This is a genomic window from Hydrogenophaga sp. (assembly GCF_030373245.1).
Classification (GTDB): Bacteria; Pseudomonadota; Gammaproteobacteria; order Burkholderiales; family Burkholderiaceae_C; genus Hydrogenophaga.
The window spans coordinates 397,478-410,787 of the sequence record NZ_JAUCZF010000002.1; the positions used below are offsets into that span (position 1 = coordinate 397,478).

Here is a 13,310-nt window from a genome sequence, read left to right on the forward strand (position 1 = left end):
GAGGTGATCTGCGCCGGGGTGTAACCGGGTGTGAGGCCCGTGTCGGCCTGGTCTCCCTCGATGGAGTCGCCGTCTGGCCAGGAACTCCGCACTCAGCAGGCAATCTCACAGAGCCTTTCATCAGCAGATCACCGATATGAAACGTTTGCTCAGCCTGTTCGCTTTGCTGGTCTCCCCCTTGGCGAGCCATGCGATCGAAGAGCCCGCCTACGCGGTGGAGCGCGAATGGGCGGGCGTGGAGATCCGCACGTACCAGCCCTATGTGGTGGCCGAGGTGGTGGTGCCGGGCCCGGCCGACCAGGCGTCTTCGGAGGCCTTTCCCATTCTGGCGGGCTACATCTTCGGCAAGAACCAGGGAGAACGCCGCATGGCCATGACGGCGCCGGTCACGCAGGCGGCCGAGCCCGTGAAGATGGCGATGACGGCGCCAGTCACGCAAAGCGCGCAGGGCAGCGAGTTTCGGGTGCAGTTCGTGCTGCCCAGTGGCATCACCCTGGCCAACGCACCTCTGCCCGAAGACGCGCGGGTGCAGTTGCGTGAGGTACCGGCTTCGCGCGTGGCCGTGATCCGCTATTCGGGCCTCTGGTCGCAAAGCAATTACGACGAGCATCTGGCGCTGCTGCAGACGGCGCTGCGCGAGGCGCAGCAACCCTGGGTGGGCGAACCGGTGCTCTCGCGCTACAACCCGCCTTTCACGCCGTGGTTTCTTCGGCGCAACGAGATCTGGCTGAACCTGCCCTGATCCTGAGGGGCAGCCGCGCTGGCTTCGCGCGTGTGCGGCTGACGTTGAAGGACGTCCTATCATCGGCGGACGTTCTGGACGCCAAGCCATGCCGCACCACATCCTGCTGCTCGAAGACGAACCGGCGATTGCCGACACCTTGCTCTATGCCCTGCGCGGCGAAGGCTTCGAGGTGACCCATGTGCGTCTGGTGTCGGACGCGCTGCGCGCGTTCGGCGACCGGGCGCCTGACCTCGCCATCCTCGATGTGGGCGTACCCGACGGCAACGGCTTCGATGTGTGCCGAGCGATCCGAAAGACCAGCGATCTGCCCATTGTTTTTCTCACTGCGCGTGGAGAGGAAATCGACCGCGTGCTGGGTCTGGAACTGGGCGGTGACGACTACGTGACCAAGCCGTTTTCTCCGCGCGAAGTGTGTGCCCGCGTGCGCGCCATTCTGCGGCGAAGCGCCAACGGGGCTGGCCTGCCGCGGGCCAGGGAAAGCGCCCCGCCATCCGGGGCGCCGGGGTCTGACGCCGTGCTGGCGCTCGACGAGGAGGCGCAACGCGTGGCCTGTCTGGGCGAATGGCTGGCGCTCACCCGCTACGAATTCCTGTTGCTCGCCACCCTGCTGAAGCGTCCCGAGCGCATCTTCTCGCGCAGCGAACTGATGGACCTGGTGTGGGCCGATGCGCCCGACACGGCCGAGCGCACGGTGGATGCCCACATCAAGCTGCTGCGCGCCAAGCTTCGCGAGCGAGGCGCTTCGCCCGATCTGATCCAGACCCACCGCAACATGGGCTATTCCGTTCAGCGGTCTTCCTGAGCCATGCGCATCGGACTTCGCCTGCTGTTGGGTTTTTTCCTGGTGCTGGGGCTGGCGCTGTTTGTGGTGCTGCGCATTTTTCTGGAAGAAGTGAAGCCCGGCACCCGCCTGGCCATGGAAGACAGCCTCGTCGATACGGCTTACGCCCTGGCCCAGTTGGCCACGCCCGAGATGGTCGCCGGTACGCTGCCGAACGGCAACTTTGCGCAGGCCATGCTGGCTTACAACGCGGTTCGGCCAGAAGCCAATATCTGGGGTTTTCGCAAAGAGCAGGTCGACAGCCGCGTAACCATCGTCAACGCGCAGGGCATTGTGGTGTTTGATTCGCAGCAGCTGGCGCTGGGGCAAGACCATTCGCGCTGGAACGACGTGGTCAGAACGCTGCGCGGCGAGTACGGCGCGCGCTCCAGCGCGGTCAGCCCCGATGACCCGGACAACACGGTGATGCACGTGGCCGCGCCCATTCGCGATGGGTCCCGCATCATCGGCGCGCTCACCGTCTCGCGCGCCAACCAGAGCCTGGAGCCCTACATTGCGCGCAGCCAGCAGCGCATCTTGCGCTGGTCGTGGGGCTTGCTGGGCGGCGCGCTGCTGCTGGGGCTGGTGTTCAGCTGGTGGATGGCCAGCTCGCTGTCGCGCCTGCAGCGCTATGCGCAGGCGGTGGCGCGCGGTGAGCGCGTGAGCCTGCCCGCCATGGGGCGCCTCAGCGGCAATACCGAATTCAGCGATCTCGCGCGCGCCCTGGAGCGCATGCGCGAGAAGCTTGAAGACAAGGCCTACGTGGAAAACTACGTGCACACGCTCACGCACGAGCTCAAGAGCCCGCTGGCCGCCATGCGCGGCGCGGCCGAGCTGCTGCAGGAGCCCATGGCGGAGGCCGACCGCCAGCGCTTTGCCGGCAACATCGAGCGCCAGACGCTGCGCCTGCAGGCGCTGGTGGACAAGCTGCTCAACCTGGCCGAGGTGGAGCAGATGCGCCAGCTCAGCAACAGCGAGCCAGTCGACCTGGTGGCGCTGACTGAAGAAGTCGTGCAGGCGCTGGAGCCGCGCTGGCGCCTCAAGGTCCTGCAATTTTCCTGTGCGCTGGGCAACGAGCCGGTCCGGGTGCGCGGTGACCGCTTCCTGCTCGCGCAGGCGATGCGCAACCTGATCGACAACGCCATCGACTTCTCGCCCCAGGGTGGTCACATCACCTGCACACTCACCCAAGATGCTGGCGGTTGGGTGACCTGGTCGCTGCGCGATGAAGGTACCGGCGTGCCCGACTACGCCCTCGACCGCGTGTTTGAGCGCTTCTATTCGCTGCCGCGCAGCGACACACAGGAAAAGAGCTCGGGTCTGGGCCTGTGTTTGGTGAAAGAGGTGAGCGATTTGCACGGCGCGCAGGTGCGGGTGGACAACGTGGACCATCCGCGCGGCTGCCTGGCCACCTGGCGTTTTCCCGCCTGATTCAAGGCCTTCGGCTTCGAGGCCTTCAGCGCGCGCTTCACACCCACTGCACAAAAAAGCGGGTAGGTGCACACGCGCTGCACGTCCGGCGCACAAGCGGTCTCCACACTGGCGGCGTTTCCCCGTCAAACCCTGGAGTCCCTCGTGAACAAACATCCTTTGCTGAGCAAACTGCTGATCATTGGCTTTCTGATGGCGCTGCTGGCCATTCCCCTGGCCTTCGTTCGCGAAGCCATCGCCGAGCGCACCGCCTACCGCGACAGCGCCACCAGCGAGGTGGCCCGCGCCCACGCGGGTCCGCAGACCATCACCGGGCCGGTGCTCTGGCTGCCCTACACCGAGACCTTTCTGCGCACCGTGAAGGTCGATGGCAAGGTCGGCGAAACGCGCGAAGAACTGGTGACCGAAGAACGGGTGTCCATCCAGTTTCCCAAGACCCTCAACACCACCGGTCAGCTCGCCACCGAAACCCGCCTGCGCGGCATCTTCCCGGTCACGGTGTACACCAGCCAGCACGCCAGCACCGGCCGCTTTGTCTGGACCGAGATCAGCCCCAGGCACCGCAGTGGCCAGATCGCACTGGGTCAGCCGCTGCTGCTCATGGGGGTGAGCGATGCGCGCGGCCTGCTGAGCGCGCCCCAACTGCGCCTGGCTGGCAGCGTGCTGCCGGTGGGCCAGGCACCGCGCAGTGCCCCGCTGCCACTGGCCGCTCGGGTGGACATGGCCCAGCTCAAGCCGGGCGCGGTGCTGGACTTTGACCTCAAGTTCGACCTGGCCGGTACCGGCAGCATCGGCTGGGTGCCGCTGGCCGACGAGAACAGCGTCACCCTCACATCGCCCTGGCCACACCCGAGTTTTGGTGGCGACTTCTTGCCACGCCAGCGCAGCGTCAGCGCCAGCGGGTTTGAGGCCACCTGGCGCGTCACCTCGCTCTCCAGCCAGGCGCAAGCGCAGTTCGGCCAGCGGGGTGAGCACGCCTCGGTGCCCGAGCAGTTCTCGGTGTCGCTCGGCAACCCGGTGGATGTGTACCGCCTCAATGAGCGCGCCACCAAATACGCCAGCATGTTCATCGTGCTCACCTTCGCCGCCTTCTTCGTGCTGGAGATGGTCAAGCGCTGGCGCATCCACCCCATGCAATACCTCATGATTGGCGCTGCGCTGGTGCTGTTCTTCCTGCTGTTGCTGTCGCTTTCAGAGCAGATCGGTTTCTTGAGCGCCTACCTCATCGCCAGCATCGCCTGCATCGCACTGCTGGGGCATTACCTGCGCCACGTGCTCGGTGGCTGGCGCCCCGGCCTGGCCATGAGCAGCCTGCTGGTGGCGCTGTACGGTGTGCTTTACGGCATCCTGGTGTCGGAAGACAACGCGCTCATGATGGGCTCGCTGCTGCTGTTCGGCGTGCTCGCCGCCATCATGATGGCCACCCGCAAGATCGACTGGTACAGCGTGCTCAAGACCGATAGCGCTGCGGCGCCCAATCCGGCCACGCCGTTCAATACCGCTGCCGCCGCGCCCGGCGCTGTGGGCAACTGAAGCAGGCGGCGCCACATCATGGCCACCTTTCTGCACTTTGCCCCCGCGCTCGCGCTTGCCGTGGCTATGGGGCCGCGGCTCGTTTCCAGGCGGCTCATGCTGGCCGGCGCGTTTTGCGCCGTACTGCCCGACGCCGATTTCGCATCGGTTGCCTTCGGCTTCGACAGCTACAGCGGCACCTACGGCCACCGCGGGTTCACCCACTCCCTGGGCTTTGCCCTACTGCTCGGTGTGCTCGGCGCCATGGCCTCTGGCCCCACCGGCCGCCAGCGCCTCACGGCGGCGGTCTTCATCGCCCTGTGCACCGCATCGCACCCCTTGCTGGACGGGCTGATGGACCGCGGCATCTGCAACGCCTGGGCCTGGCCACTGGACGGCGCGCGCCACTGCCTGGCTTGGCGCCCTGTGCCCACGGCCGGCGTCAACCTCTTCGGCTGGGACCGGCTCGCGCGCGAGGCGCTCTGGCTGGGGGTGCCGCTGCTCCTGCTGGCCCATGCTGGCATGACCCTTCGGCAACTTGGGCCGCGCTGGTGGAGAACAAGCCCGAGGTGGCGCCGCGCCAAGGCGGCCAACCGACAAGCGCCGCGCACATTGGCGCCACCTGTGTTCGCAGCTGACTTGGAACATGGTCACCTAGCGCAGACCGTGGCCGCTGCGCGAGCCTCCGGCGGCTGGGCCGGCAGCATCAACACCGAGCGAACCCGCCGCCGAACCGCCATGCGCGCCGTGGGTGCGGCCTGGGTTCGGAAAGCGGTGGTGTGAGGCGGGTGGTGTTGTGAGGCAGGTGGTGGAGCACCGAAGTTTGACGGCCTGATGGTTGGGTGGCTTGCGGCAAAAGCCTCTATGCACCCAACGCGTGCCGACCGTTCTAGCCTGGGTGCAGCCGGGGGGTGCTCAGGACCCAACCTCAGCTGCCACAAAAAAATGCCTGCCGTTGCTCGTCTGCCAGTCGGTCGACAGTTGCACCTTCAGCCGCGTTCACTCAACAGCGATGAACCCAACGGAGGGGCCGGGCGATTGCTGGCTGATGAGGCCACCAACTCTTCGCGCAGCGCTGCAGCCCAACAAGCGTACTTTTCGCATCCTCAAAAGTGGAGATGGCAAAAAGTCAGCGGCCGCAGTACAAAGCAGAAAAACGTGAGGTGCCTTCATGATGAGCGTCAGTACCCCCAAGCACGCGGAAATCAACGAGCGCACGATGAAGCTGATCGTCGGGCTCATCGCAATCGTGATCGCTTCGGCAACCAGCATGGTGTCGACACTGGGCGAACCACTGACCTCCATCAGCGAGTCCTATTTCGCGGGGGACTGGTCGCGCAACATCTTCGTCGGCTTCCTTTTTGCGATCTCCGCCTTCCTGTTGTCGTACAACGGTCAAACGGCTGTGCACAAGGTTTTGTCCCGCGTCGCGGCTGTGGCTGGGGTGGGCGTGGCCATGTTTCCCTGCAAATGCCGTGGAGACCTGGAGATCATTCCCTACGTTCACTATGTGTCGGCGGCCGTGATGTTTGTGATCCTGGCCTACTTCTGCATGGAGTTTTATCGACATGCCAAGGGCAAAGGGCATCCTCAGGCCCATGTTCGTGCGCTCATCTACTTGGCTTGCTTCTGGGCGATGGTGGTCTCGATGGTGCTCTTGCTGGTCAACGGGATCTGGGGTGCCGATCTGGGCTGGAATGTCAGCGCACCCCGTTTGGTCTTTTACGGGGAGGCGACGGCACTGCTTGCCTTCGGCATTTGCTGGCTGGTCGCCAGTCGAGTCCTACCCGTGTTGACTCGTCCCGACGAGCGTCATCATCTGATCGGTGAAGATGCCGAAAGCAGCATTGAGCCCAAGGCTTGATCGTCTCCAGATTTGAGCTTCACCGCGTTTGAAAAAAATCACCCTTGCAGGACGTAGCCCAGAGAAGCACATCAAGCCGCTGGCGATACGCAAGTTTGGCTTCCCGAGACACCAGACGACGCCTACGAACGCTCGCAGGTGAGCAGGCGAGATCCGACGCCGGCAGGTGTCGGCCAGGAGTGACGCCAGTCTCATGGGGAAACAGAAACTCTTCATACCTCACGTTTGCCTGCTTGATCTAAGCCTGCAGCGCCTTCCGTGTTCGAGTCTCGATGGGTATTTTGGTGCTCTGACCCTGACCCATCTCTTCAAAGATACAGGCGCTTTACCCCTTTTATCGGGTCATCGTTGGCCGGCATCTCGGGAATCATTTCCTCAGCGGATTTTCTCGACTCCTACGAAAAAAACTGCCCTCTCAGCAGTTCTCCGAAACCTGGAAGTTTGAAACCGCAAGTGTGTCACCACTCAACAACTTCCTGAGTGCTCTTTTTTCGAGGAAACGATGAAAACAACGCTGCGCTTCAGTCTGCGCCTTCTGGTCATGGCAGGCATCGCTGCCATTTGTGCTCTGGGTCTTGCGACCGCCGTGGGGAGCTTCTATGCGGAAAAGTCGGTCACTCGTGGCTTTGACGCCAAGGACGTTGTGGCCGATATCCTGCCACCGCCGATGTATCTCATTGAGCTGCGCCTACTTCTGAGCCGAGCTGTTGAGGGCACTTTGCCCCTGGCCGATGCCCAGAAAGAGCGCAATCGTCTGGTCGGCGAGTATGAAAGTCGAGTCCAACACTGGAGAGACAACCCTCCCTATGGGCTGGAGGCACAGCTGTTGGGCGCACAACATGACGCGGGGCAGAAGTTGATTACGGCATCTGAAGCTGTGTTGGACTCCCTCGCCACGGGCGACAGGGAGGCCACCCTGGTTGCACTGAAAACCGCACACGCCCTGTACCTAGAGCATCGCGAGGGTGTCGATGCCACCGTTGTCGTGGCCAGTGCATTTGCGACCGATGCCATTGATAGCTACAACCAGACGACTGAACGGTTGCTCTGGCTGGTTGGCTTGGTCTTTTTCGGCGCCACAGCGGGCCTGGCGCTGCTTGGAACTTCGGTGTTGCGGAATGTCTTGCGAACGACTGGCGGTGAACCAGCCGAAGTGGCGCGCATCGCCAACGCCGTGGCCGAGGGTGACTTAACGGTCCAAGTCAGGGTGAGAAGTGGTGACACGACCAGTGTGATGGCGGCGATGAATCGCATGTGCACTCAGCTGCGAGAGCTGTGCGGCCAGGTCAGTGCCAGCAGCGAAAACATCGCCGCTGGCTCGCATCAGATCGCGGGTGGTAACCGGGATCTGAGTGCGCGCACCGAACAACAGGCCGCCAATCTTCAGCAAACGGCCTCTGCGATGGATCAGTTCTCTGGCACTGTCAAGACCAGCGCAGACAACGCGCGAATCGCCACGCAACTTGCCGTATCAGCCAGTGGGGTGGCTCAGCGTGGTGCGAATGTTGTGAGCAACGTGGTGTCGACCATGGAAGAGATCTCAACCAGCTCAAAGCGCATTGGGGAAATCACCTCCGTCATCGACAGCATCGCTTTCCAGACCAACATCTTGGCGCTGAACGCTGCCGTGGAGGCAGCACGCGCTGGAGAACAGGGACGTGGGTTTGCCGTTGTGGCTGCCGAGGTCAGAAACTTGGCACAACGTTCGGCGGGCGCCGCCAAGGAGATCAACGACCTCATCACACAAAGCGTGAACGGCGTGAAGGAAGGCACCCAGTTGGTGGCGGACGCAGGCGCCACCATGAAGGACATTGTTGACCAGGTCCAGCGTGTGACCAACCTCATCGGCGAGATATCCAACGCCACGACCGAGCAGACGCAAGGCGTTGACCTGGTGAGCACGGCTGTGAATCGGCTCGATTCGGCCACACAACAGAATGCCTCTTTGGTGGAAGAGTCTGCGGCGGCGGCTGACGGACTGATGAGGCAAGCCGACGAGTTGGTGCGTCTGGTGGGCCTTTTCCGCTTGAAGTAGGCCTGAGGGGCGATTCAGCGACGGGCGACCATTCCCGCTGACGGCTGAGTGCAGTCGGTCAGGTTTTGTTAGTCCCTTCACAGCCGCCGCCGGAATCTGCCACTCCTCATCAGCCAAGCGAACGACCGCTGGACCTCCAGCGTCGGTCAGTCGGCAGCGATGAGGCACTGCGTGCCGGTCGATCGACTGCTGCGCACCAAGGCGTCCGGCGCTCCGCAACCCCGTGACGCCCGATCTCGGCTGGCGCTCCAGCGGACGGCCACCGACAATGAGCGGATGGACAAGCTGAGGAATCACGCACGCAGGGTCTTCACCGGGCTGATGGTTGCGGCTGCGGCAATGGTCACGCCGGCCTACCCGCTCGGGCCTGCGGCGGCGTCGCCTGTGCAGACGCAGGTGCACGCATTCGATGGCCACCGTGTCACGCTGGACGTATACCCCGCCGCTGGCCCGCTGCGCGGAGCCGCCATCCTCTCGCACGGCTTCACGCGAAGCCGGCGTACGCTGGCGGGCCATGCGCAGGCGCTGGCCGATGCCGGTGTGCTGGTGCTGACGCCAGACCTACCTTGTACCTTCGACTTTCGCTGCAACGCGCGGGCCCTCACTGCCATGGTGGACTCGCTGCGTGCAGGCGGTACCTTCGGCGCCCCGGTGGAGGGGGTCATGCTCGTGGGATTTTCCGCGGGCGGGCTGTCGAGTTTGCTGGCGGCGGACACGCCAGGCGTGGTCGGCTTCGTGGGTCTGGACCCGTTCGACCGCACGATGCCTGGCGAGACGGAGCGGCTGGGTCTGGCGGCGGCCGGTCGGCTTCGGACCGAGGCGCTGCTGCTGCGCGCGCCGCCATCGAGCTGCAACGCAGAAGCCGTGGCCGCTTCCTGGGGAGCCGCGCTGCCCGCACTGTGGCGCGACGAACTCATCCCAGGCGCTTCGCACTGCGACTTCGAGTCACCAACCGACTGGATCTGCCGCCTGGCGTGCGGAGACACCGACCCGGTGCGCGCAGAGCGGGTGCGCCAGGAGTTGCTGAACGCCGCAGCACGCTGGATGCGCTGAGCCCGCCGCTTGCGGGATCGTGGGTCTCAGCGTCCGCTCGTATTCCTACCCTGTAACGCTCTGTGTGATTTCGGAGGCGTGCTCCAGCCCTTCAACAGCGACGAGCCATACGAAGCGGTCGAACGGCTGCTGTGCGCTGAGGTGACCGGCTCTTTGCGACCCAAAACGAACATAGGACGCAAGTGGAAGCGGACCTCGGCGGCAGCAGCGGCTTGGTAGGCGCCCCGGTCACTCCACCCTTAACTACTTGGGAGACACTTCACACGCTCAGGGCGAGGTGCTTGCTGCGCGGCAGGGAAGGTCAGTTTCGGTTCACAAATGCCAAACGACGCTCGTGTTGCCCAATGTTCAAACCTAAAAAGCAAACTCAATGCTCACGTGAGCCACCAGTTCACCGGAATTGACGAAACTGACCTTTGCTTCAGCAAATGCAGATGCCTTTCCAAATCGCAAAACTTGGACCTCTATTCGCATGTCGTCCGATATGGCGGGCCGCAAGAAGTGGGTGTGCTGATACACGGTCCCCTTGGGCTGCCTGTCCGTTGTGGCCATTGCCAGGACGGCCACGGTGTCAACCGCTGACATGATGGCCTGACCGCAAACCGCGCCACTGGCAAACTGAAGCCTCGTGTCTTGAGGCAGCGTTGCGAGCGCTCTGCCCGGCGAAACATCAAAGTCTCGGAGTCCGAGCTCCTTCACCCAGGGTGCGAACAGCCACTCATAGAAGTCCTGGACTGTTTCGTTCGAAATGGGCAAGCCGGGCGGTTGATGAAGATCGGTCATGGTCGTTCTACCTTTGCATCCAACACCGGAGATAGGACAGCCTCAAGCTCCGGATGTCCGCTTTCTTGTATTGTCGTCACCATCTGCTCCTGGCCGACAGCGTGAGCTCGGCCTTTTGACCAGCCGTCATTTGATCGCGACTTGGTGGGTCGGCCTTCGGACTGCCTTGCTGGATGAAAGCAACCCCCTCGATAGCTGTCATTGATGCCGTCACCTCGCCGCGTCAGCCGATGGCGGCTCCGCGTTGGGAGCCGCAAATCCACCTACACACCGTCCCAGGCCAGAACCTAGAGGTTCTTCAGCAGCAACCGCGCCGATGCCGGGTTCGTGGCGCAGGGTACGTCGTGCACATCGCAGGCCCTCACCAGGGCGTTGATGTCGGGCTCGTGTGGCTGGGCGGTCATGGGGTCGCGCAGGAAGATGACTGCGTCGACTTCGCCCATGGACAGGCGGGCGCCGATCTGCAGGTCGCCCCCGAGCGGGCCGCTGAGCAGGCACTCCACGCGGCTCAGCCCGGCCTCTGCCTGCAAGCGGGTGCCGGTGGTGCCGGTGGCCATGAGGGTGTGTTGGGTGAGCATGGGTGCGAACTCGCGCGCGAGCTCGACCATGCGTGGCTTCATGCGGTCGTGGGCGATGAGGGCGATGCGCATGGTGGTGTGCGATGCTTTCGGTCCAGAAACGCCGAGGAGCTGGCTTCGCCGGGGCTCAGGCCTTGCCCCCGGCAGGGCGGTGCTGCGCAGCAGCGAGGGGGGCTTCCATCTGTTTGGCCATGGTCTTGCCCAGCTCCACGCCCCATTGGTCAAACGCGTTGATGCGCCAGATGGCGGCCTGGGTGAACACCTTGTGTTCGTAGAGGGCAATCAGCGAGCCCAGGCGCGCCGGGCTGAGCCGGTCGAGCCAGAGGATGCTGCTGGGGATGTTGCCTTCAAAGCTGCGGTGCTGCGCCAGCGCGTCGAGCTCGGCGGCGGCCACGCCGTCTTGTTGCAGCAGGGCGCGGGTGGCCTCCACGCTGCGGCCTTCGGCCATGGCCTGGGCCTGGGCGCGCAGGTTGAGGTTGACCACCGCATGGTGGGTGGAGGCCAGGGGCAGCGGCGTGTCTTCGCTCTGCACGCCGATGAAGTCGACCGGCACGGTGTGTTTTCCCTGGTGCAGCAGCTGGAAGTAGGCGTGTTGCCCGTCAATGCCCAGGCCACCCCAGACGATGGCGCCGGTGTCCACCGTGGCGGGGGTGCCGTCGATGTGGGTGCGCTTACCGTTGCTCTCCATGTCCATCTGCTGAACAAAGGGCGTGAAGCGCACCAGCCTTGAGGCGTAAGGCACGATGAGCTGCGTGGGCAGGTGCAGGAAGTTGCGGTTCCAGATGCCAGCCAGCGCCATCAGCACCGGCAGGTTTTGCGCGAGGGGGGCGGTGCAGAAATGATCGTCCATGGCGCGTGCGCCAGCCAGAAACTCGCGGAAGGCCGCGCCGCCGATGCCGATGGCCAGGGGCAGGCCGAGCGCCGACCACACCGAATAGCGCCCGCCCACCCAGTCCCAGAACAAAAAGGTCTGGTCCGCCGGGTAGCCCAGTTCGGCCGACTTCTTGGGGCTGGCGGTGATGGCGACCAGGTGGCGGCTCACGCGCTCGGCCGGCACGCCGCTGTCCACCAGCCAGCGCTGGCAGCTGGCCGCGTTGGTCAGGGTTTCTTGCGTGGTGAAGGTCTTGCTGGAGACCACGATCAGCGTGCGCGCTGCGTCCAGCGAGTGCAACACGCTGTAGAGCGCCCAGGCATCGGGGTTGGACACGTAGTGCACGCGCGGGGCTGCAACCGTGAGGTGGGCCAGCGCGTCGGCGCACATGCGTGGGCCGAGGTCGGAGCCGCCGATGCCGATGTTCACGATATCGGTGAACACCAGTTCGGAATGGCCGGTGACGGCGCCCGAGCGCACGCCATCGGCGAAGGTGCAGACGCGGTCCAGCTCGCGCGCCACGTCGGCGCTGATGGCCTGGCCCCATGGCCCGTCGGCCTTGGGGTCGCCGCGCAGGGCCACATGCAGCACCGGGCGGTGTTCGGTGAGGTTGATGGGGTCGCCGCGGAACATGGCATCGCGCTGCGCGCCCACCTGGGCCTGCTCGGCCAGCGCGATCAGTGCGCTGTGGATGGCGGGCGTGATGCGCTGTCGGCTGGCGTCGAGCGTGATGCCGCAGGCGCTTGCGCTCAGGCGCCGGCTGCGCTCCGTGTCTGTGTGCAGCAGCTCGCGCAGGTGGGTCAGCGGGGCGGCCGCCAGTTCGCCCAGCGCCGACCAGGCGGGCAAGGCGGTGGGGGTGGCGTGAAGGGTGGTCATGTCGGGCATGTGTTAGGCAGATGCAGCGAGGTCGGTGGCTTCGCGGGCCAGTTGCGTGACGCGCTTCCAGTCGCCGGAGGCCATGGCGTCGGCCGGTGTGAGCCAGGAGCCGCCGGCCATCGCCACGTTGGGCAACTTCAGAAACGAGGGCAGGTTCTCGGGGCTCACGCCCCCGGTGGGGCAGAAAGCCACGTCGGGGATCGGAGCGCCCAAGGCCTTGAGCATACCCAGACCGCCGGCCTGGGCGGCTGGAAACAGCTTCATCAGGGTGAATCCTTGTTCGCGCCGGAGCATCACCTCGCCCGGTGTCATCACGCCGGGGATGAACGGCAGCAAGGCCTTTTTGACTTCGTCAACCAGTGCGTCGGTGCAGCCCGGAGACAGCGCAAACTTCGCGCCGGCATTGATCACCTGCTGCACTTCGGCCACGCGCGTCACAGTGCCTGCGCCCAGGTGCATTTGAGGCACCGCTCTGGCGACGGCCTCGATGGACGCCAGCGCGGCGTCGGAGCGCAGGGTGATCTCCATCACGTCGATGCCGCCTTCGAGCAGCGCATGGGCCAGCGGCACGGCGTGAGCGGGGTCGTGCAGCACGATGACGGGCACCACACGGGAGAGGAACGCAGGGCGGGTGAAGCAGGTGGTGGCCATGGGCGGTGCGGCTGAAGTGGTGGGATTCCCTCGGGGATCAGCGCGCAACCGGCTTTGCCGGGCCGCTGCTGATGCCCCCTTGAGGGGATGA

The 13,310-nt window shown here is 64.7% G+C and carries 12 protein-coding genes; 8 read left to right on the forward strand and 4 right to left on the reverse strand.

Annotation, left to right across the window (positions count from 1 at the left end; translation table 11 throughout):
- The first annotated feature begins 136 nt into the window (after positions 1-136).
- The 8 genes from QUV25_RS07310 (at position 137) to QUV25_RS07345 (ending at position 9,460) form a co-directional block, all read left to right on the forward strand.
- Complete coding sequence (locus QUV25_RS07310) at positions 137-742, forward strand: heme-binding protein (RefSeq protein ID WP_300862777.1); 606 nt, start codon at positions 137-139, stop codon at positions 740-742.
- Positions 743-830: 88 nt separating this feature from the next.
- Positions 831-1,547 (forward strand): two-component system response regulator CreB, encoded by a 717-nt coding sequence (gene creB / locus QUV25_RS07315; protein WP_300862780.1) that lies wholly within the window; start codon positions 831-833, stop codon positions 1,545-1,547.
- A 3-nt stretch (positions 1,548-1,550) separates the two neighbouring features.
- On the forward strand, positions 1,551-2,996 hold the full coding sequence (gene creC, locus QUV25_RS07320; RefSeq protein ID WP_300862782.1) for a two-component system sensor histidine kinase CreC: 1,446 nt from the start codon (positions 1,551-1,553) through the stop codon (positions 2,994-2,996).
- Positions 2,997-3,140: 144 nt separating this feature from the next.
- Entirely contained in the window at positions 3,141-4,529 is a 1,389-nt protein-coding gene (creD, locus tag QUV25_RS07325; protein WP_300862783.1) for a cell envelope integrity protein CreD, read from the forward strand.
- Positions 4,530-4,547: 18 nt separating this feature from the next.
- Positions 4,548-5,291 (forward strand): metal-dependent hydrolase, encoded by a 744-nt coding sequence (locus tag QUV25_RS07330; RefSeq protein ID WP_300862785.1) that lies wholly within the window; start codon positions 4,548-4,550, stop codon positions 5,289-5,291.
- 388 nt (positions 5,292-5,679) lie between these two features.
- Positions 5,680-6,372: a hypothetical protein gene (locus QUV25_RS07335; RefSeq protein ID WP_300862787.1), complete on the forward strand. Its 693-nt coding sequence runs from the start codon at positions 5,680-5,682 to the stop codon at positions 6,370-6,372.
- Between the two features lie 502 nt (positions 6,373-6,874).
- The gene (locus QUV25_RS07340) at positions 6,875-8,407 is read left to right on the forward strand and encodes a methyl-accepting chemotaxis protein (RefSeq protein ID WP_300862788.1); all 1,533 of its coding nucleotides are present in this window, start codon (positions 6,875-6,877) and stop codon (positions 8,405-8,407) included.
- 276 nt (positions 8,408-8,683) lie between these two features.
- Positions 8,684-9,460, forward strand: a complete 777-nt coding sequence (locus QUV25_RS07345; protein WP_300862789.1) for an alpha/beta fold hydrolase — start codon at positions 8,684-8,686, stop codon at positions 9,458-9,460.
- A gap of 354 nt (positions 9,461-9,814) precedes the next feature.
- Here QUV25_RS07345 and QUV25_RS07350 read toward each other — a convergent pair whose 3' ends face one another.
- The 4 genes from QUV25_RS07350 to eda all read right to left on the reverse strand — a co-directional run bounded on the left by QUV25_RS07350 (position 9,815) and on the right by eda (position 13,219).
- Positions 9,815-10,243, reverse strand: a complete 429-nt coding sequence (locus tag QUV25_RS07350; protein WP_300862791.1) for a PaaI family thioesterase — start codon at positions 10,241-10,243, stop codon at positions 9,815-9,817.
- Between the two features lie 287 nt (positions 10,244-10,530).
- Complete coding sequence (locus tag QUV25_RS07355; RefSeq protein WP_300862792.1) at positions 10,531-10,893, reverse strand: methylglyoxal synthase; 363 nt, start codon at positions 10,891-10,893, stop codon at positions 10,531-10,533.
- Between the two features lie 55 nt (positions 10,894-10,948).
- Positions 10,949-12,568 carry a glucose-6-phosphate isomerase gene (gene pgi / locus QUV25_RS07360; protein WP_300862794.1) on the reverse strand — a complete coding sequence of 540 codons (1,620 nt, stop codon included), beginning with the start codon at positions 12,566-12,568 and terminating at the stop codon, positions 10,949-10,951.
- A gap of 12 nt (positions 12,569-12,580) precedes the next feature.
- The gene (eda, locus tag QUV25_RS07365; protein WP_300862796.1) at positions 12,581-13,219 is read right to left on the reverse strand and encodes a bifunctional 4-hydroxy-2-oxoglutarate aldolase/2-dehydro-3-deoxy-phosphogluconate aldolase; all 639 of its coding nucleotides are present in this window, start codon (positions 13,217-13,219) and stop codon (positions 12,581-12,583) included.
- Between the last annotated feature and the right edge of the window lie 91 nt (positions 13,220-13,310).

What these genes read in the sequence shown, in the direction of transcription:
- QUV25_RS07310 (WP_300862777.1), top strand. Translation starts at nt 137, where the DNA reads ATGAAACGTTTGCTCAGCCTGTTCGCTTTGCTGGTCTCCCCCTTGGCG.
- QUV25_RS07350 (WP_300862791.1), bottom strand. Translation starts at nt 10,243, where the DNA reads ATGACCGATCTTCATCAACCGCCCGGCTTGCCCATTTCGAACGAAACA.
- QUV25_RS07340 (WP_300862788.1), top strand. Translation starts at nt 6,875, where the DNA reads ATGAAAACAACGCTGCGCTTCAGTCTGCGCCTTCTGGTCATGGCAGGC.
- creB (WP_300862780.1), top strand. Translation starts at nt 831, where the DNA reads ATGCCGCACCACATCCTGCTGCTCGAAGACGAACCGGCGATTGCCGAC.
- creC (WP_300862782.1), top strand. Translation starts at nt 1,551, where the DNA reads ATGCGCATCGGACTTCGCCTGCTGTTGGGTTTTTTCCTGGTGCTGGGG.
- QUV25_RS07330 (WP_300862785.1), top strand. Translation starts at nt 4,548, where the DNA reads ATGGCCACCTTTCTGCACTTTGCCCCCGCGCTCGCGCTTGCCGTGGCT.
- QUV25_RS07335 (WP_300862787.1), top strand. Translation starts at nt 5,680, where the DNA reads ATGATGAGCGTCAGTACCCCCAAGCACGCGGAAATCAACGAGCGCACG.
- QUV25_RS07345 (WP_300862789.1), top strand. Translation starts at nt 8,684, where the DNA reads ATGGACAAGCTGAGGAATCACGCACGCAGGGTCTTCACCGGGCTGATG.
- QUV25_RS07355 (WP_300862792.1), bottom strand. Translation starts at nt 10,893, where the DNA reads ATGCGCATCGCCCTCATCGCCCACGACCGCATGAAGCCACGCATGGTC.
- eda (WP_300862796.1), bottom strand. Translation starts at nt 13,219, where the DNA reads ATGGCCACCACCTGCTTCACCCGCCCTGCGTTCCTCTCCCGTGTGGTG.
- pgi (WP_300862794.1), bottom strand. Translation starts at nt 12,568, where the DNA reads ATGACCACCCTTCACGCCACCCCCACCGCCTTGCCCGCCTGGTCGGCG.